Origin of the sequence: Arthrobacter sp. NamB2 (assembly GCF_005281365.1) — a bacterium.
In the GTDB taxonomy this organism is placed as follows: domain Bacteria; phylum Actinomycetota; class Actinomycetes; order Actinomycetales; family Micrococcaceae; genus Arthrobacter_D.
The window spans coordinates 177,370-195,051 of sequence record NZ_SZWI01000006.1; the positions used below are offsets into that span (position 1 = coordinate 177,370).

Consider the following 17,682-nt stretch of genomic DNA (forward strand, 5'->3'; position numbering starts at 1 on the left):
TACGATGAGGAGCATGTCGGCTCCCTCGATTGCATCTGTGTCCCCCCTGCCCCGTCTGGGTCCCGTCGTCGCCTCAGTCGTGATGCTGGTCGTCAGCGTGGTCCTTGGCGGCGCTACTTCATTCGCTCAGATGTTTCTGCCCGACGCCCTGAATTCCTTTGCGAACTCAGCGAGCGGATGGACTCTCCTGACAGCGCTGCTGGTGTGGCTCCTGCGTGGCAGCACCCTTCCATCAGCCGTACTGGGCGCAATCGGCTTCCTGGGCCTTGTCGCCGGCTACACGCTCGTCTCGGAACTCAGGGGCTATTTCTACAGCCCGGTACTTTTCGGCATCATCGGACTGGTCGTGGGCCCGTTCGTTGGCATCGCCGCCACCTGGCTGCACCGCCACGACTGGAAGGCAGCAACCGGGACGGCGTTACTCTCAGGGATCGCAGTCGGTGAGGGAATCTACGGCCTGACCTTCCTCTCGGGGACTACCTCGCCGTACTACTGGATCCTGATCGCAGCGCTCGGCGTTGCGCTCTTCGCTGTGATCCTGACCCGCAGGGTGAAGGCTTTACGGATCAGGCTAGGGGCGACAGCGATGACTGCTGGTACTGCCACCGCGTTCATTGCCGCGTACACAGCACTGGGCTCGATCTACCTATAGCCCACCTCGGTAGCACCCTGACGCAGCATCTCGCGCACCCGGCGCCAGCCGGCGCGTTGTTCAGCCAGGTGCTGAGCTGAGTTCCTCACCTCGAGCGCAGCGAGAGCCAGCTGCGCAGCCTGCACAGCTTCCTCGCGCCGGCTCGGCCGGTGATAGACCAGCCCGGATTGCGCTCAGAAACAGCCCGGATGTGGGCCAAAAGTGGGCTTCGTCGATGTGGGGCTCGCACACCTGGCCAGAATCTGGCCACCATCGGCCCACTTGCGGGCAGAAAGCGACCAGCCTCCAGATGCTTCCGAAGGAGGATAGAGGAAAGCCCTGGCGGGCTGCGTGAATGGGGGAAAGCACGCAGGCGGCCAGGGCCCTCGACAGCAGTTCTACCCTGTGTGGGAACGCTTTCGAGACAGGCAGAGCTATGAAGGGTGGAACGATGACAGGTCCGGCCCTGGCCCAGTGCTGTATCTGCCGCGCCACCACGAAGCTCCTCGACGAGGGCAGGCCTCTGCCGGACGGCTGGCTGTACCGGACCATCACCGTCGACGTGGGCCGCTACTACTGCCCCAGAGACGCGCATCGGGCCTGAGGGCGGGCCCGGCAGGTGAAGGAAACGAATACCGGCTGAGGGCAAGCAAGTAGTGGCAGAGTCAACCGGCGCCACAGCAGTGAAGCAGCTGGAATCAGAAAGCTCATGAGCCTCCGATCGTTGCAGGATCGTGTTGCAGTGAGGGCACCATCACCGGGCATTTTCTCGGGCGGGTCATACGGGAATGGCGCCGGTCAAGCGCGAGTAGGTTGAGCCGGTCGGCTCCGGCGCTGTCATCGTCGTTGCGGTGACCGACCGGCTTACGGGCGCCAATCCGGCTGGCCAGGTGTGCTAGAGATGGCGTGTAGGTCGCGGACATGCAGGCTCTGTAGATTGAACAACCGGTTCCCTAATCACTTCGGAAGGCTGATGCAGCAAGTGACGGCTCTTGGTGTCGGTGGATTAGCACTCATTGCGGTTGCGTTCGTCGTCGCTCTGTACATGATTTTTCAACGTGACCGCATCAGGCAAAGGGGGCGGGGCAGCTTTTTCGTCATTAGCGTGATGTCCCTGCTGATCATCGGGACTGCTCTATTCGTCGGTCCGCTTTTCATGTAGGCACGAGTGCCGGGAGGACCTCTTAGGTCGCTGGTTCAACGAGGCCAGAGAGGGATCGACTAACGGGCCCTATTTCGCACGGATTGAGCGTTCAGTCTCAGACCTGGGCCCCGCCAGCGGGCAGTTGGTTCGAAGCTACTCCTCCGCGAGTTCTTCCACGAGGAACCGGTTCCTCGTCTCGATGAGCTTCTTGAGGTACCGCTCGAGGACCAGTTTCTCCACCAGACGGCCTAACGGACCCAAAGGCGCGGCGAACTGGATCCGGTCAATCATGGTCGTCACCCCGTTGTCATGGCTGAATTCGTGGACATGGCGGAAACGGCGGAAGGGACCCTTGACCTGCTCGTCCACGAAGTGGTCCGGTGATTCCATCTCCACGATCCGGCTTGTCATGTGGATCGGAAGCCCGAAGTGCCAGGCACGCCAGGTCACCTGCTCTCCCAGGGAGATAAGGCCGGTAGTGGTACCCGCGATAGCCTTCTCCCGCGTGTGAGCCATGGAACGGGTGTGAGCATCAATGCTTCGAGAGCGATCAAAGAGCTCCGACTGGGAAACACGCGCGCGGGTAGTGCACTTGAAAGAGACAGCCATGGCCTCAGTTTCGCACCACATCTCCCGCCCTCTTCAACCGCCGCTCCTAACCTCATGAAAGGGAGGTTTGTAGATCCCCCAACGAGATGTCCGCTGCGGGATCCCTCAGCGGGACCGCTAGCGGACGCTGAGAGCGTAGACGTGTTCGTTGCGGAGCCAACCCCTAATTCCGCGCCTGAGAACGAAGGCAAGGGGGATTAATGCGACGGATCCAAGGAGCCCGAACAACATTGCGGGACCACCGACGCCCGCAACGGAACCTGCGTGCACACAGACACTCGCGAAACAGGCTGCCATGAAGATTAAGGAGGCGGCCATGATGTTGCTCCATCGCCTAGGGCGGACACCCGGTGCTCTCTCCTTCACCGCGGCCGAGACCAGTTGCCAGGCGGACAGCAAAGCTATCTCGAGACCGATCAGCACGACCACGAGTGCTGAGACGTAGAAGGGCTCGAGGTATGCGACCTCCGGGTACATCTCGGCGTAGGTGGCTCCAGCTCTCGGGATGACCACTATCTGAACCACCAAGGTCACGAGAACAAACAGTCCGACGAAGAAACGGATAGGTAGAGCTTCTTGCTTCGTCATATCGTGCTCACGGCCCCCAGTGAAAGTTGATGTCTGCACCTTGAACCTAGGTGCCTCTCGTTGTTCTGGGAAGGGCACGAACGACGGGGCTAGCTTCTGTTCCTCAACTGAGACACGACGGAGTGCAACTTCCCGTCGTCCCGCGAAGGGATCCTTTAGCGCACGTTTGATGGGTGGGGTTCTTGAACTGGCGAGTGAAACTGCTCCTTTCGGCGTTGACGGTTTCGTCGGATAAGAATCGCGGCAGTGAGGGTCAGGATCGCGGCTCCTGCGAAGGCAGGACCGTGGGTGTTTGTTGGCGTGGTCAGATCGAGGGCGACGAGGCTTGCGAGGCCGATGGTGTTGCCGGTGTGTTGTGCGGTGGTGAGGATCCCGGCCGAGATCCCGCTGAGGTGGGTGGGGAGTGCTGCGGTGATGAGATCTGCGAGGGTGCTGATCGCGACGCCCATTCCGGCTCCGAAGAGCACACTGATGACGATGATCAGAGGTGTTGTGTTGAGCCCGACCGTCCCGGCTAGTGCTCCGAGTGCCAGGGTCATGGTCAGGGCGGAAGCCAGCGCCCCACCTGTCGTTCCGAGTCGGTGGGTGAGGTTGTGGGTGTTGGCGGCGGCGAGAAACGCCGCGACTGACATGGGGAGGAAAGCCGACCCTGTTTCCAATGCTGTGAGGCCCTGGTTGATCTGGAAGGAGAGGGTTAGGAAGTAGAAGGTTGCTGTCATCGCCCCGCCGATAAGGAACATCGCCGCCGGGAGCACCCAGAGTCGTCGTCCCGTGAGGTCCTGTAGGGGGATGAGCGGTGCGGCCGACCACCGGGTCTCGACCAGCACGAACAGGCAGAGAGCCACTACGGCGATGACCGCCCAAAGAATTGGCCCGACCCCGAATAACGGTGCTTCTGTCGTGGCGAAAGCCAGGACCAGGGCAGTCACGGCAATCGTGCCCGCGGCCGCTCCCGCAACATCCAGTCGCTCCTTCCGCCCACTGAATCCGCGCGCCATGTCCGGTGTCTGTGGTGTCCCAGTGGTGCGGAGCGCGAGAATCACGGTGATGAGACCGAGTGTGAGGGGGATGTTCACCAGCAGAGACCACCGCCACGTCGCGGCGTCGACGAGGAGTCCACCGGCGAGCACCCCGATCGCGCCCCCGCTACCGGCGGCGGCGCCCCACAGCCCGAAGGCCCGGGCCCTGGCCGGTCCGGTCGGGAAGTGGGTGGAGAGCAGGGACAGGGTGGCCGGTGACATGAGAGCTGCACCGATGCCCTGACTGATCCGGGCGCAGATCAGCGTCCCCATATCCGGGGCCAACCCGCCGATGAAGTTTCCGATCATGAGGATGACGGTGCCAGTGAGCAGTAGTGGCCGTGCCCCGTACCTGTCGGAGAGTTTGCCTGAGAACAGGAGCAGACCTGCCATGGGGATCGCGAACGCGTTCACGATCCAGGGCAGGTGCCCCGGGCTGATGGCGAGGTCGCTGGCGATGTGAGGAAGAGCGACGGTGAGGATCGAACTATCCAGCACCACGATCAGCTGCGCCGTGCAGCAGACAATCAGCAGGAGGGTCGGGTGCTTCATGGGTGCAGGCGGACCAGGACGTTGCCCCGGTACCGGCCCTGAAGGAGTCCGTCCAGGGTGTCAGGGGCGGCGTCGAGACCGCCGTCGACGATGGTGTGGGGAACACGATCTTGACCTCGGCGAGCCATTGCCCGTAATGGGATACCCAGACTGCGAGTTGGTCGGGAGTGTGGTGGGTAGAGAACGGGAGGATGACGAGTTGTTTGACGATCGCGCTCATCACGTCCAGGCGGGGGTGCCCTCCGTTGCCGCCGTTGATCTGTCCGGCCAGGGCACCGCAGAGCGCGAACCTCGCCCCGGGTGCTGCCGCCTGCACGGCGGCTTCGAACTGGGTGCCGCCGACGGTATCGAAGAAGACACTGATGCCTTCCGGGGCGAGTTCGGCGAGTTGCTCTTCCACGGAAGAGTCCTTGTAGTTGATACCGGCATCGAAGCCCAACTCGTCGACGAGGTAGCGGACCTTCTCCGCACTGCCGGCGCTACCGATGACCTTCGCAGCCCCGCGAGCTTTGGCGATCTGTCCGGCGAGGGACCCGACCCCGCCGGCGGCCCCGCTGACGAAGACGACATCCCCCTCGCGCACACCGGCGACGTCGACCATGCCGTGGTAAGCGGTCACACCCTGGTTGAGCACGTACTCCCGACCCGGCAGGTACTCCAACGGGACCGGGTAGAACGCGGATGCATCATCGGTGCTTTCTTCCTGCCAGCCCTTCATGTGCTGCACGACCGTACCGACAGCCAGATCCGCTGAGGTTGATTCGATGACCGTGCCGACGGCGCCTCCCCATAACGGCTCGCCCAGGGGGTAGGCGGGCATCGGCAGTCCTGGGGTCTCGTGCATCAGGTCGGCCATTACAGCGGTGAGCTGCATGAACTCGTTCCGAACCGCGACCTGTCCGGGCTGCAGTGGTACCTGGTTCTGGTTCTGAAGGTGAACGCAGGTCGACGGGAGGGTGCCTGCTCCGGTGCGGTACGAAGCGAGTACGATCTCGCGCGGATTCGTCGTGAGGAAAGATGTCATGGGGTTGGCCCTTACTCGAGGAGATCTACCCGGCTGATCGCCGGGTGATTCTCACCGTAGGAGGGCTACCGGACAGCTCTTGTCCGGTAGGCCGGGCAGGATGAGTTGTATGTGGGACACCTCCGAACGGCTCCTGAAACTCCTGTCTCTCCTGCAGCGACAGAAGGCCTGGACATCCAGTGCTCTCTGCAAGGAACTGAGTGTCACGGCGCGCACGATCACCAGGGACATCACCAGGCTCCGGAACCTCGGCTACCCCATCACCACCATCAAAGGGGTCGGCGGCGGATACGCCCTGCAACACGGAGCCGCGCTGCCACCGATCATGTTCAGCCTCGACGAAGCGACCGCGGTCCTGCTCGCCCTCCGCCCACCAACAACCACCGGCGTCGGCACCGGTACCAGTGCCGGCCAGGATGGGCCTACAGCCATCGCCTTGGACAAGGTGCACCGAGCACTACCGGTCCCGTTGAGGACCACCTTGCAGGTGTTGCTCACCCACAGCACCTCGATCGACCTCGGACAGCCCATCACCGTCGTCACACCAAGCACTGATCCGGCACTGCTCCTGCTGCTGGCTCGTTCCTGCCGGGACCGACGCCAGGTCACCTGCACCTACCAGCACCACAACGGGACGACCCGGGCACGCCGACTCGAACCCCTCGGCCTCGTGCACACCATGAAGCGTTGGTACCTCGTCGCCTACTGCACCGATGACAACGACTGGGCCACTCTCCGCGTAGACCGCATCACCGACGCCACCCTCACCGCTCATACCGCACACGCCCGGCAACCACCCGCCGAAGACCTCGACGACTACGTAGCCCAAGCGGTCTCCCGAGGATGGCGTCAGGTCACCGCGACCGTCCGCGTCCATGCACCAGCAGCAGACATCAGCCACTGGGTGTCTCCGGCCTGGGGCGATGTCACGGAAGAAACACCCAGCACCTGCATCGTGCACGCCGGTGCCGACACCTACGACTCCATCGCCCGCTGGCTACTGCTCACCACAGCAGAGATCACCATCATCACTCCACCTGACCTCGCCCACGCCTTCGACCGCATCGCAGCCCAAGCACTTAGAACCACAACCACCACACCCCACTACCCGTCCGATTGAGCATCCCTCAGCGGGATCGGGTCTCGTGCGGTGGGAGCAGCCCGTACTGCCCACGCAGGAAGTCCCTGATCCTCTTGGAATCGACGCCGAGTTCGCGTGACAGGTCGGCTGGAGTCGTCTCGTTGTCCATGGAACGCAGCGTAACTCAGCCCGGCCCACCCCCGGGCCCGCCCTCAGGCCCGATGCGCGTCTCTGGGGCAGTAGTAGCGGCCCACGTCGACGGTGATGGTCCGGTACAGCCAGCGGCTAAACGTCCCTTTCGCGGTCTGCCGACGCTGACTGTGGAAGGGCCGGCAGAGAGGTTCGGAGGGCGACCGGCTTACGGGCGCCGCCGGCCCAGTCTGCAGGTAGCGCCGACAGCTTAGAACTACGCCCATAAAATCCCTACGACGGCTCGGAGAAGCTCCACCTGTGACAGCTCAAACCCTCAAACTTGATCAACGTACTTAAGAACCTGCATCCACGAAGGAAAGCATGAAGCCGCGTAGTCAGATCGTCTGGAAGTGGGTCCGATACGCGATTGCCTTCACCTCAGCTTTGTCCTAGCTCTCGCAGCGGCAATCCTGGTCTCCTTAATTCTTTCGGCTGAGCTGCCGTGGGCGACGACAGGTTGGCAACGCGAAGTCTCGAAGTACGCAGGCCTCGGCATTTACGTGCTGATCGTCGGCATCTTTGCGAGGAAGGAGATAAAGCGACAAGCTCGCTTAGATTTTTGAGCCGGGACCAATCCTGCGACCCATCATTGCGTAGCAGAATCTAAAACGGCACCGCGCCCGTGTAGTTAGGAGGCGACTGCGGCACCGAACTGTGAATTGTAACAGCTTGCTTAATGAGCACAACCCCTCTCGATACAGGCCACGCAAGACTATTGACCCCCTGGTTTGTAATTGATTGCCTAGGGGTGCTAGATGCGATGTGGGGATCGCCCTGCTTTCGCCTTCCAATGAAGGAGAGTCGAAATGCTTCTTAAAAGAACCAAGCTTGCAGCCGCTGCAGCGTGCTCAATGTTGGCACTGACGGCGGCACCAGCCGCGACGGCCGCTCCGGCCGAGGACCTGCGTGCAACGCAGCTGACCTCCGATTTTGAATCGCAGGACTGCACGCAGCAGGTACTCGCCATCGCCTCGAAGAAGGGAATCAGCGACCAGGAAGCGGCCCGCGAGGCTGACAAAATGTGCAACGCAACTGTCACCGTCGAAGTGTCGGATCCCAAGCTGGTGTCAGTGCCCGAGGCCAAGCGCGAAGCGGCATCGCTCGGTCTGGACGCTGCTTAGACGCAGGAACTCGTGAGTGCGGCCGCCGCCCAGCAGATCAACACGCACAACTGGACTCACACCTACTGGGGTGGATCGATTGTCGAGAAGCACGTGGGCAGAACATTCTTCAATGGAACACATGCCTGGATCGCCTCCGCTGGCAGCCCTGGGTACCATGTATGCCACTCTGAAGGTAGCTGGGCGGCGGGCTTCAGCATTACCCAGCACGAGTGCACTCAGCCCGGGGCATCGTCGTCGGTGGACGCCCACTACCGGTTCGATGTGAGCGCCGCCTATCAAGGTAGCCCCGTGTCGTTCACTGTTGGCCTCCACTGGGTCTGCGACCGGTTCGGTAACTACAGTGCTTACCAGGTTGGCGGGTAGGGATGAAACAATGATGAAATGAGTGAGCCAATGGAATCAACTGCTGACGACAATCCACAGCATCTTTATAGTCGCATTGATCTAATGTTTTTCGGATTTATGTTGCTCGTGTTTTTGTCTTACCCCCTCCTGCCCGGGCTACCGCTGCTGCCAGCAGCCGCTGCAATGGCAACCAGGGTAAGGAATTCGAGGTGGCGAGTAGTGACACTTTGGGTAACCGCCAGCATTCTCACGTTGATTGTTATCGCTCCTTTCATCATCGGGCTGTTCGATCTAACTTTCGTCGAAGTAAATTGAGCCGCCATCGTCGAATTTGACGATGAACTTGAAAAGACGGATGGGTGAATTAAGTTTGTTCACCCATCCGTCTTCTTTGGGGCCGCACCAGAGTTAAGTGCTTCGACCCTGCATGGAGGAATCTCAGCATGGGTCAGCGTTGATCTTGCACCCACGATTGGGCCAGGCGGGCTGACGGCGCAGGCCGTCAGCTCCGTTGCGCGTAACCCGGATTGGAGCTCTGACCGGACTATCAGTGATCGTCTCCGCTCGTGCTTCGATGAACCATCCGCTACCGTGCACTCATCGTCGTGCCTGCCTAGACTCGCTCCCATGATGAATAAGGTCAGCGGCGCGTATTCCTCTCGAGCTGCGGAATACTCCGACCTCTTCGGATCGATGGGCGCCGTGCACCCCTCCGACCGCCAGCTTGTGTCCGCCTGGGCTGCCGGTATCGAGGGCCGTGTTATCGATGCGGGTTGTGGTCCGGGCCAGTGGACGAACTTCCTCGCACAGCAGGGGCATGATGCCCGAGGCGTGGATCTTGTGCCCGAGTTCATCGAACGTGCCCGCCACACCTATCCGGATGTGCCGTTTGAAGTCGGCAGTCTCGACACCCTCGATGTGGACACGGGAACGGTCGGCGCAATTCTGTCCTGGTACTCGCTCATCCACCACGAGCCGACCAAGATCCGGGTTCCCCTGCAGGAGTTCAACCGTGCTCTTCGTCCCGGCGGCGTGCTGCTCATCGGATTCTTCGAAGGCCCTGCAATCGAGGAGTTCGCTCACACGGTTGCTCCGGCGTACCGCTGGCCAGTGCATCACCTCAGTGAAAAATTGATCTCGGCCGGCTTCGACATCATCGAAGCCCACACCAGGCCAACCACGGGCCGGAGGCCCCACGCAGCGATCATTGCCCGCCGGACTCATGGCACTCCGCCTGACAACCACCCACCCCACCTAACCCCTCGATCGGGTTGTACGAGTGGAGGATCCCGGAGCGCTCAATCATGCAAGCTCCGGGATCCTCTGCCGCTCATCGACTAGTGCCTCTCGGGCGGGTCCAACGACTGCCCGTACCATCTGAACCCATGGAACTACGTCTCCTTTCCGAGTCCGATAAGGACCAGGCGCTGCTCGCCCATAGGGAACTGGCTGCTGAGCAGTTCGATTTCCTCTTCAGCTACGACGACGGTCTTGATTGGGTGGAGTATCTCGAGAAGGTCGAAGACACACGACAAGGTCGGAATCTTCCCGCGGAGCACGTTCCGGCCACCTTCCTCATCGCGGAAGTCGACGGAGACCTCGTCGGGCGGATCTCAATCCGCCACAGCCTGAACCCGTTCCTGCGCACCGTCGGCGGGCACATCGGCTATGCCGTCCGGCCCCAGTTCAGTAAGCGCGGCTATGCCCAGCAGATTCTGAAGCTCGCCCTTGTCGAAGCGAAGCAGCTCGGAATCGATCAGGTGCTCTTGACTTGCGACTCCGACAACTACGCGTCCAAGGCCACGATCGAGAACAACGGCGGCGTCCTCGAGGCGCCCCGGGCGGCTGATAGTGCTACGACCGTCAAACTTCGCTACTGGATCGACACCTAGACCATGGATCCCACGCAGATTTCCGTCCGGCCGGCTGTCGACCACGACGCTCCCCGCCTGGCTGAAATCCACATAGCAGCCTGGCGGGCCACCTACCGGGGAATCATGAGCGACGAGCGTCTCGACGGCATGAGTGTCGAGCGTGCAGCGTCCAACTGGCGACAGAACATCGCCGACCCGGCCAAGGGCATAGAGCACCTGCTTGTCGCCCATGACGATCTGCCCGTCGGCTTTGCCATTCTCGGCCCTGCGCCAGATGACTATGCCGCCGACACAGGGCAGCTGCACGCACTGAATTTGCATCCCGACTGGTGGGCGCAAGGACTAGGGTCGAGGCTCTTCACAGCATTCGAACAGAGGCTGGCCGCGCTTGGCTACGCCTGGGCCTTTCTCTGGGTGGCGAAAGGCAACGAGCGAGCCATCAGCTTCTACACAAAGCACGGCTGGCTCGATGACGGGGGCATCCTCGAGGACGCACAGTTTGATCCTCCGATCATCGAGCTTCGGCACAGCCGCACCTTCGCTCCCCACTAATCCGGTCGTCCATTGACAGGGGTGGCAGAGGAAGACCTGATGAGCTCGTGTGGTTGGCTGGGGCGATGGACACCTATGTGGGCTCGGGCCTCTTCATGTTCTCGCTGGCTGTGATCAACGCCGGCCTCGCCGAGCAGAAGAACCGCTCGCGCTGGGCGTGGTTCCTGATCTCGCTGCTGCTGGGACCCATTGCGACACTCCTGATCGTCGTCTGGGAAGCACCGGCGCCGGTGGCACCCTCGATGTCGCACCGCGGGGGCTGGAAGAACCCGGACGAGTAGGTGCGCGAGGCAAGTCCTCGACGCTTGCCACATGGTGGGGCAGGATGCTCTCGTGGGGGACACCTCGAGGATCCCATACGACAGAGAGGGCCCTATGACCGGGATCGTCGCATGGCACATCGTCCTGACAGCCGTGATGCTCCTGGCTCTCGTGGTGATTTTCGGGGTCATTTACGTCGCAAGGCGAGGCATCCCGCGAGGGATCGCACGCAGGGTCGCGAGCCGTGACAGGACGAAACCGCGAGCGTGAGGTGACCTCTGGGGTGTTCGCTGCCGTATGCGTGATGGTCGCCTCGCTGGCATTGCTGGTGGTTGGACTGTCCCAGGTGCCGGCGGACCAGCTGCTGCCTTGGTACGCGGCTGCTTATCTTTTGATTGGGGCGTGTATCTTCGTCCCGACCGGGAAGCTCCCTTCGCTGCGGCAGGTCGGAGCGTTCCTGTTGCCCGGCGCCCTGCTCGTCGCCCTGGCGCTGCTGAACCTGGGCTTCTGGGCCGGCGGCTGGCTGCTCGGGCTTCCGGCCTGGGGCCTCCTGCTGAGTCGATGGACACCGGAGAGCAGGCTCCCCGTTCTGAGGGTCCTGAAATTCTTCGGCCTGCTGGTGTTGGGGCTGGTTATCTTCGTATTCAACGGCATCTTCCCGTTCGTCAGCCTGGGTCTGTTCCTGCTGCCGATCATCCCGTTGGTTCGGCTGGGCTACCGCGACTACCGCGCACGGGCGTTGCAGGCCGCGGTGGAGGTTCTGCTGGGGCTCGCGGTGGTCGTGGTCGCCTTCACCAGCCCTACCCCGGAAGGATCTTGGTTGTCGCCCTGGGTTCACGCTGGAGGGGCCGCGACAGCAGGACTGATGATTGCATTCTCGGTCCGTGGCCTTCCCCGCCGCTCTCGGCACCTGCACCTCAAGGACGGAGCCGTCTAATGCTGCCGGAATCTCCCGTAAGCCGATCGGCCTACGAACGTACTTCCCAGGCTCTCCCCAGTACCGCGGGTACAGTCGTTTCAACTTTGAAGTTGGGGGACTGCAATGACCAGTGTTGGAAACCGTGTGACAGTCATCGTGTTCATCGGTGTAGGACTACTTGCCGTCGCGGTGATTCCGTTCCTCGTCATACCTGTGATCGTTGTCGGCTCCTGGATCCTCGCAGCGAAGCTGAGGACCACCCACCCAAGCTTCTCTCGGGCATGGTTTCTTGCCGGCGTCACGGCCAGTCTCCTCGCTGCAGCAGTGGGCGCCAGCATCTTTCTAGCGCCTCAGGCCGCCGTGTCAGTCCTCCTACTTCTGGGATTCATCGTTCACGCGGTGACAGTAATTCTCTTTGGTAAAGCCTGGAGCGAAGGAAGTGCCCATCCAGCGTCTGCCTGGGTCGCTTCAGTGTCCTTTGGTCTAGTGGGCTTGCTCGCGGTGGTGCTGATGGTGACCTTCGGTCGAGGGATTGCCTTGGCTGATGCTGGGCAGTCGTCCTGGATGATTGACACCCTGCTGCTGCTCAGCGTCATCGGCATACCCGCTTCCCTTCTGACTGGCCTCATTGCCCTCGTCAGAATGCGCACACACCGTACGCCGTCACTCGTACGCTGAACGACGTCCGTTCACCGATCCTCTAGCGCCCGCAGATACTGAAAAGAGCGTCAGGTATGGCACAGACCCTACGTGCTACCCGGTCCAGCTAGCCGCTCGACGCTCGTGACACTGTCGGGCAGGATGCTCCCATGGGGACCACAGCGAGAATCATCAGTGCAGCCTGCGCGGCACTCCTGCTCACCGCCGTCATGGCGTTGTCCTGCCGGTACACGTAGCCGGTCATTTCTGGGGGTGGGCTGCTCGCGCTTCAACCGACGAGGCTAAGAGCTCCCGCGACTACGCAAAAGATCCCCATGCCGGAGGCGATGACGATTCCGCCGAATCGACTGATCTTTGCGTACATGATGAGGCCTGGATGAGTGTTTCCGGGCGAGAGATTGTCCATCAGCTTTGCCCTGGTCTCATCTGCTTTCCTTGTCCTGGCGAAGGAGAATACAGCGAGGGCTATACAGGCCAATCCAAGCACTATCGCTACCAAGTGGTCATCCCTTCGCTCGGTATTGCGGAATCAATCCACAACATAATGTCAGTTATGTTGTGGCAAGCTCGGAAATGGATCTGATTCATGATGCAGCCCCTGCCGCACATGCGTACCTGGGGCCTAACCGGATCCGCTTACTGCCATCCTTACGGAGCGCCGGGCATCAGCGCTCAGTTTTTCAATCGTCAGGCGGACTGTCGAGGATGTTTGGTAGGGAGATGTGCGCGCTGCCTCGGCTAAGGTTACGCGCACTCTGTGATTTTTATCCTCGCAAAGCGCTAGGGCGGCTTTCTGGAATCTGTCTGGCTGTAGCATGCTTAGAACCGCGCAGAGTTGACGGACGTTCACATTGTTGTGGCTCACCATCAAATTAGCTTCGACGTCGCGAACAATCGTTTTCGGAAGTTGGTTCAACGCAACAGCTGCTGATTGTACGTCGGGCAGCTCGTCACTGCTGAGCATGTTGACAGCTTGTTCCCGAATCCAACTTTGATCTTCTGGCTTTTCGGCGCTTGCAACAGCAAGACGTATACCTGAGCCTCGTAGGGAGCCAGAGCCGAAATTGACTTTGAACGTACTAAGCGGGTGCGGTTCGCCGGTCCATTCATCGAGGTGACTTCCATCAAGCTCCCCCAAGATGAAAGATTTGGATTCCTCGAACACATACTGCTTGCGCGCAGAGGACTGGCTGATTACGAGGTTACGGACTCCGGCAAGTGCCTCTTGGCGATTCGTTGCTGGTTCCCTTGAGTCCTTCGCCATCACCAACAGCTTCTCCAAACATCGGTACTGATCCTCCGCTGGAAGGCAGCGTGCGACGAAGTATGAGTCCGTAACGATCATTGTTCCGATATCGCTTGCACCCGGATCAGGTTCTTTCCGCAGCAGAATTCGATCTCGTGCTTGCTCTGCCCGCGCGACTACTAATTCGTGGTGGGGTTGGAGGGAGGCAAGCGCAGCGGTAGCTAGGAGCTGGCTGCTTTCGGCCAACTTTAGGGAGCGCTCTTGGAGTGATGCTTTGTCTCCTTCGGAAAGTGGGGATGGGCGTTGACCGGCTCCGTCTTCCTCGCTACCGAGCAGATGAAGCACCCGGTCGTCGGCTATGAGCTCAAGCGCTTTGCGCGTTCCAAATTCGGCCAAGTCGAACAGTCTGGTGAGGGCACTCATTGCTAGCTCGGGTCGATTCTCTACGAGCCGAAGACACATCGCCGAGTGAGCGTCATCCGTGTGGCGGTACTGGTGGGGCGCGCGTTGCACGTCCGGAGTCAGCAATTCAAGTGCTCTTTCCGCCTGACTTATGCTTCCGAGGTGGACAAGGTTGCACAGGGTGCGAGTTGCTTGCAGATACAGGTGATGGGTAGGGGAGTCGGTAAGCTTGCCTGTTCGCCCCTGAACGGATAGCTCATGAAGGCGGTCGATATAGCCCGTGAGGTGTGTCTCATCTAACAGGTCTTCTTGAACTGAGAGCATGCTCGCTCTGGCACGGAGGACCCACCAAGGCTCCTCCGACAGAGCACCAATGGGAAGTAGCGTGTCACCTGCCTGATCAGCCAAATCTGTAAGCTTTTTGGCTGACCCTGCGCGTTGATAGAAGCTAGCAGCCTCTTCGGGTTCCCTGTTATCGCGATAGAGATCTCCCAAGAACTCTAGGGCTTCGCCTTCACTTGCCCACGCGCCGAAGGCAACGCTGTCTGTCAACCACCGTCTAGCAGATATGACCGCCTCAACGGGTTTCTTTTGAACCAACGCACTCATTGCTTGTTCACGAGGGTCGCGTATGCGTTCTATCAAGCGACCACCGCCAGTGGTCCTAAGGGCTTGAGCAAGGCGGTGTTCGTCATTAAGAGCGGTCGTCCAGGGCCCATACTTCACATTTAGCGCCCGAATCGCGTACAGGAAATCTACCGCGCTATCCGGTAGGCCACTATGGATAGCATCTTGTATAGCGTCTCGCCAATTCTCTTGAGCCTCTTCAGCTCTGCCTTCTAAAGCACACCTCCGTGCCTCCCTTGCACTAACGAGTGACGCTTGGCGCTGCGGGAGTTGGTGCCGCCGGGACTCTTTTGCGAGCGATACCCGTTCCGAGTGGTCGTATTCAGATTTGATTAGTCGAAGTCGGACGAGAAGGTCCAGCTTTGCGCTAGTTGGTGAATTGCCTGTTGTCCTAGAGATAGCGACATCCACGATATCCGCCACAGATCCTAATAGGGCGGGATCTGTGGCTAAGAGGTCTTCTGTAAGGAGTAGGACGAGGCTAGCGAAATATTCGAGTTGGTCCGCTTTTCCTGAGCGGATTGCTGCGAGGAGCCGCTCAGGTGTGCCTGTAACTCTGAGGCTCGCATCGATTGCGGCTTCTGAAAGATCCGCATGAAGTTGGGTGGACGCCGCACGATCGGTTTCTTTAGACTTCGCTTCTACTGCAAGCTCTTTAAGAAGAGTGCCCAACTTTCGCGCTTCAATCCGATCACCGATGTGGAGAGCTGAAATCGCCAGCGATGCGGCTAGGTCTGCTGCGTCATCGACTTGTTGTGCAGCCCGCAGTGCCTCTAGTTGCATGTGTCGTACTACCGAGGAGTGCCCGCGAAAGCCGGAGTCGTCCAAACGTTTCGCTAAACATCCATACAGTCCTGCCGCTTCCTCCGGGTGATTCTCCCTCTTGGCTTCCGCCGACCTCAGTATCGGAACGAGTTCGTCAGTGTTGAGTGGTCCCAGTAAAATCTGCTCCGCTTGTTCTTGTTTATCCGGAGGCGGGGCTGATACGCCTGCCAAGGGTGCACTTGTGCAGAAGTCGTTAGCCGTCTCCCGTGTCCAAAACCGGGCCACGATTTGGGCTTGACTTCGGAGATGATCATTTATTTCTTCTGCCCCCCATAGTTCAATTTCGAATTCGTTCAAGTGTTCGTCCTGGAGGGCCTGCAACTCGTCTGCAATTTGTGTGGGCTGCGTGGAGTGAGACGTTGCAACAATAAACCGGTGCGCATCAAATGGGCGAATACCGCTGGCAAATTTCTCCACTGCTTCCCGGAGATCGACGGGCGAGAAATTAACATACTCCTTGCACTGAATAACAGTATATCTATTATCTGCCTCACGCCCCGCAAGGTCGATGCCATGCTGGGATTGTCCGATAACGCCGTACCTCCGCATCTGCACTCCACGGAGCCCTAAAATGCTTTGAGAAATTAGGAGAATAAGCTTCTCGAATCGGTCCCAACCCATATGGAGGTCGAGGTCGGCACCTGTATGCGCTCTAGCTGGCGCACCTGGCTCGACAGCGCGGGAGAGGCTCGGATCGCTGGAGCTTCGTATCCAAGCTCCTTGAATGATTCGGTCCGTGCCTTCCTCGGCAGTCGGATTTGCACTTTCATCATGCCTAGCCGAGTGATCGTCGGACATGGTCCCTCCGTTGCTGTGTCCATAGGTCCTCTTCCCGGATTCTATTAGAAGAGGAGGATTCCGTCGGCTCCGACTCGGGATGGACCAAAGTGCACAGCGATGCGCGATCTCGGTTCGAGAACAGGTCCCTGATCGCGTAGAGGTGGAGCTTTCCCTCTGCGGTTCCGTGTTCCGTAATGTCCCGTTAGCCACAGCTGATTCGACTCCTCAGCGGTGAACTCGTGCCGGACCCGACCCTTCTCGTTCGTGCTCGTGCAAAGGTCGTCATGGACCGGCGGCCCAGGCTTCTTCCAGGCGGTGGCCAGTCTCGGGGTTATCCGAGCGATCGGCGAACAATGCGTTCGTACGATGCGCCTCGACGATCTCGCTCTCGGTGATGGGATTCGCCAGCCACCGGTAGTAGGGCTGGCGGGGGAGCATGAGGACCCGACACGTCACCGGTCACGGGCACCCCGTCGGCGGTGAGCTCACTCACGAGCGTGTAGAGCCTTTCCTGGTAGGTCGCCTCCGATAGATAGGCCGCTGCGCGCCGCAGGACTCAGTCCTCCTGCTCCGACCGGAGCACGAGTAAGCCGCAAGTGCTGAACGTTCTGATCCTGTTTCCGTGCCAGCGAAGTACCGGGAAAGTCAGGGCACTACTTAGGAGGGAGGGTGTAGCCGAGGGCATCCGCCACGTCGTTTCCGATGGACCGAAACAGTTCCACGAACGTCTCGGTCGCGATGAAGTACAACGCCTTCTTACTTTCGTATTCAGAGTTGACGAACATGCCAGCCAGACCATCGTCATCCGGTGTCGGGTGGAATGCGAATACGAAGCTGTGAATTAGGGAGTTGCAGAAATGACGGAGGGTGATGCGCTGATAGCTGTACGTCTCCATGTCGTAAAGCTCCCACCAATGAAGTGCTGTCCACCAGGTGACGCGCGAGGTGGTGGCCAGTGGGTGAGTGAGCACAGGTACTCCAAGATTCCTAGCTCAATCCGACATCCTGCCAGGAGTCTCCAGCAGCTTCCGAATCGCGTAGGCGCCGACCATCACATCTCTCGACGATGAAGGCCATTTGATCCGTCCAACGCTTCTGGATTTTCTTTTTCTCTAACCGCGGCGGATTTGAGGAGTCCTTGTTTCCAATGCAGTGCACTAGTGAGCATTAAGTTCCTGTTTTCCAAGTTTGAACGACCTCGGGTTCTTCAATTCTGCACGCTCAGCG

19 protein-coding genes are annotated in these 17,682 nt (G+C 60.1%); 12 read left to right on the forward strand and 7 right to left on the reverse strand.

Annotated features, from left to right (window positions below):
- The first annotated feature begins 37 nt into the window (after positions 1-37).
- From FDK12_RS11940 to FDK12_RS11945, 3 genes are all read left to right on the forward strand, one after another.
- Positions 38-652 carry a DUF6518 family protein gene (locus FDK12_RS11940; protein WP_137369772.1) on the forward strand — a complete coding sequence of 205 codons (615 nt, stop codon included), beginning with the start codon at positions 38-40 and terminating at the stop codon, positions 650-652.
- Positions 653-1,082: 430 nt separating this feature from the next.
- Positions 1,083-1,235, forward strand: a complete 153-nt coding sequence (locus FDK12_RS15085) for a hypothetical protein (RefSeq protein WP_189636336.1) — start codon at positions 1,083-1,085, stop codon at positions 1,233-1,235.
- Between the two features lie 369 nt (positions 1,236-1,604).
- A complete protein-coding gene (locus tag FDK12_RS11945; protein WP_137369773.1) occupies positions 1,605-1,793 on the forward strand; it encodes a hypothetical protein in 189 nt (62 codons plus the stop codon).
- Positions 1,794-1,928: 135 nt separating this feature from the next.
- Here the strand turns inward: FDK12_RS11945 and FDK12_RS11950 are convergent, their stop codons facing one another.
- The 4 genes from FDK12_RS11950 to FDK12_RS11965 all read right to left on the reverse strand — a co-directional run bounded on the left by FDK12_RS11950 (position 1,929) and on the right by FDK12_RS11965 (position 5,567).
- Entirely contained in the window at positions 1,929-2,291 is a 363-nt protein-coding gene (locus FDK12_RS11950) for an SRPBCC family protein (protein WP_317616738.1), read from the reverse strand.
- A gap of 210 nt (positions 2,292-2,501) precedes the next feature.
- A complete protein-coding gene (locus FDK12_RS11955) occupies positions 2,502-2,972 on the reverse strand; it encodes a hypothetical protein (protein ID WP_137369775.1) in 471 nt (156 codons plus the stop codon).
- Positions 2,973-3,127: 155 nt separating this feature from the next.
- Positions 3,128-4,543, reverse strand: a complete 1,416-nt coding sequence (locus FDK12_RS11960; protein WP_137369776.1) for an MFS transporter — start codon at positions 4,541-4,543, stop codon at positions 3,128-3,130.
- Positions 4,479-5,567, reverse strand: a complete 1,089-nt coding sequence (locus FDK12_RS11965) for an MDR family NADP-dependent oxidoreductase (protein ID WP_223263251.1) — start codon at positions 5,565-5,567, stop codon at positions 4,479-4,481. Before FDK12_RS11965 ends, FDK12_RS11960 begins: the two co-directional genes overlap by 65 nt.
- A gap of 109 nt (positions 5,568-5,676) precedes the next feature.
- On the opposite strand from FDK12_RS11965, the gene FDK12_RS11970 reads away from it, so the two are divergent.
- Complete coding sequence (locus FDK12_RS11970; RefSeq protein ID WP_189636337.1) at positions 5,677-6,687, forward strand: helix-turn-helix transcriptional regulator; 1,011 nt, start codon at positions 5,677-5,679, stop codon at positions 6,685-6,687.
- 7 nt (positions 6,688-6,694) lie between these two features.
- Here FDK12_RS11970 and FDK12_RS15355 read toward each other — a convergent pair whose 3' ends face one another.
- Complete coding sequence (locus tag FDK12_RS15355) at positions 6,695-6,817, reverse strand: hypothetical protein (RefSeq protein WP_262983386.1); 123 nt, start codon at positions 6,815-6,817, stop codon at positions 6,695-6,697.
- 829 nt (positions 6,818-7,646) lie between these two features.
- On the opposite strand from FDK12_RS15355, the gene FDK12_RS11975 reads away from it, so the two are divergent.
- From FDK12_RS11975 to FDK12_RS12010, 8 genes are all read left to right on the forward strand, one after another.
- On the forward strand, positions 7,647-7,961 hold the full coding sequence (locus FDK12_RS11975; protein WP_189636338.1) for a hypothetical protein: 315 nt from the start codon (positions 7,647-7,649) through the stop codon (positions 7,959-7,961).
- A 384-nt stretch (positions 7,962-8,345) separates the two neighbouring features.
- Complete coding sequence (locus FDK12_RS11980) at positions 8,346-8,624, forward strand: hypothetical protein (protein ID WP_137369779.1); 279 nt, start codon at positions 8,346-8,348, stop codon at positions 8,622-8,624.
- A gap of 312 nt (positions 8,625-8,936) precedes the next feature.
- A complete protein-coding gene (locus FDK12_RS11985; RefSeq protein ID WP_137369780.1) occupies positions 8,937-9,650 on the forward strand; it encodes a class I SAM-dependent methyltransferase in 714 nt (237 codons plus the stop codon).
- A gap of 44 nt (positions 9,651-9,694) precedes the next feature.
- Positions 9,695-10,201 (forward strand): GNAT family N-acetyltransferase, encoded by a 507-nt coding sequence (locus FDK12_RS11990; RefSeq protein ID WP_137369781.1) that lies wholly within the window; start codon positions 9,695-9,697, stop codon positions 10,199-10,201.
- Positions 10,202-10,204: 3 nt separating this feature from the next.
- A complete protein-coding gene (locus tag FDK12_RS11995) occupies positions 10,205-10,735 on the forward strand; it encodes a GNAT family N-acetyltransferase (RefSeq protein WP_137369782.1) in 531 nt (176 codons plus the stop codon).
- A 65-nt stretch (positions 10,736-10,800) separates the two neighbouring features.
- Positions 10,801-11,016, forward strand: a complete 216-nt coding sequence (locus tag FDK12_RS12000; protein WP_137369783.1) for a hypothetical protein — start codon at positions 10,801-10,803, stop codon at positions 11,014-11,016.
- A 224-nt stretch (positions 11,017-11,240) separates the two neighbouring features.
- Positions 11,241-11,933: a hypothetical protein gene (locus FDK12_RS12005; RefSeq protein ID WP_137369784.1), complete on the forward strand. Its 693-nt coding sequence runs from the start codon at positions 11,241-11,243 to the stop codon at positions 11,931-11,933.
- A 126-nt stretch (positions 11,934-12,059) separates the two neighbouring features.
- A complete protein-coding gene (locus FDK12_RS12010) occupies positions 12,060-12,593 on the forward strand; it encodes a hypothetical protein (protein WP_137369785.1) in 534 nt (177 codons plus the stop codon).
- A gap of 604 nt (positions 12,594-13,197) precedes the next feature.
- Here FDK12_RS12010 and FDK12_RS15260 read toward each other — a convergent pair.
- Together FDK12_RS15260 and FDK12_RS12020 are read right to left on the reverse strand one after the other, a co-directional pair.
- Complete coding sequence (locus tag FDK12_RS15260; protein ID WP_223263252.1) at positions 13,198-16,473, reverse strand: hypothetical protein; 3,276 nt, start codon at positions 16,471-16,473, stop codon at positions 13,198-13,200.
- A gap of 635 nt (positions 16,474-17,108) precedes the next feature.
- A complete protein-coding gene (locus tag FDK12_RS12020; protein ID WP_137369786.1) occupies positions 17,109-17,426 on the reverse strand; it encodes a hypothetical protein in 318 nt (105 codons plus the stop codon).
- Between the last annotated feature and the right edge of the window lie 256 nt (positions 17,427-17,682).

Excerpts from the sequence above, each read along its gene's own strand:
- FDK12_RS15085 (WP_189636336.1), top strand. The coding sequence starts at position 1,083 with ATGACAGGTCCGGCCCTGGCCCAGTGCTGTATCTGCCGCGCCACCACG.
- FDK12_RS11945 (WP_137369773.1), top strand. The coding sequence starts at position 1,605 with ATGCAGCAAGTGACGGCTCTTGGTGTCGGTGGATTAGCACTCATTGCG.
- FDK12_RS11950 (WP_317616738.1), bottom strand. The coding sequence starts at position 2,291 with ATGGCTCACACGCGGGAGAAGGCTATCGCGGGTACCACTACCGGCCTT.
- FDK12_RS11955 (WP_137369775.1), bottom strand. The coding sequence starts at position 2,972 with ATGACGAAGCAAGAAGCTCTACCTATCCGTTTCTTCGTCGGACTGTTT.
- FDK12_RS11960 (WP_137369776.1), bottom strand. The coding sequence starts at position 4,543 with ATGAAGCACCCGACCCTCCTGCTGATTGTCTGCTGCACGGCGCAGCTG.
- FDK12_RS11965 (WP_223263251.1), bottom strand. The coding sequence starts at position 5,567 with ATGACATCTTTCCTCACGACGAATCCGCGCGAGATCGTACTCGCTTCG.
- FDK12_RS11970 (WP_189636337.1), top strand. The coding sequence starts at position 5,677 with ATGTGGGACACCTCCGAACGGCTCCTGAAACTCCTGTCTCTCCTGCAG.
- FDK12_RS15355 (WP_262983386.1), bottom strand. The coding sequence starts at position 6,817 with ATGGACAACGAGACGACTCCAGCCGACCTGTCACGCGAACTCGGCGTC.
- FDK12_RS11975 (WP_189636338.1), top strand. The coding sequence starts at position 7,647 with ATGCTTCTTAAAAGAACCAAGCTTGCAGCCGCTGCAGCGTGCTCAATG.
- FDK12_RS11980 (WP_137369779.1), top strand. The coding sequence starts at position 8,346 with ATGAGTGAGCCAATGGAATCAACTGCTGACGACAATCCACAGCATCTT.
- FDK12_RS11985 (WP_137369780.1), top strand. The coding sequence starts at position 8,937 with ATGATGAATAAGGTCAGCGGCGCGTATTCCTCTCGAGCTGCGGAATAC.
- FDK12_RS11990 (WP_137369781.1), top strand. The coding sequence starts at position 9,695 with ATGGAACTACGTCTCCTTTCCGAGTCCGATAAGGACCAGGCGCTGCTC.
- FDK12_RS11995 (WP_137369782.1), top strand. The coding sequence starts at position 10,205 with ATGGATCCCACGCAGATTTCCGTCCGGCCGGCTGTCGACCACGACGCT.
- FDK12_RS12000 (WP_137369783.1), top strand. The coding sequence starts at position 10,801 with ATGGACACCTATGTGGGCTCGGGCCTCTTCATGTTCTCGCTGGCTGTG.
- FDK12_RS15260 (WP_223263252.1), bottom strand. The coding sequence starts at position 16,473 with ATGTCCGACGATCACTCGGCTAGGCATGATGAAAGTGCAAATCCGACT.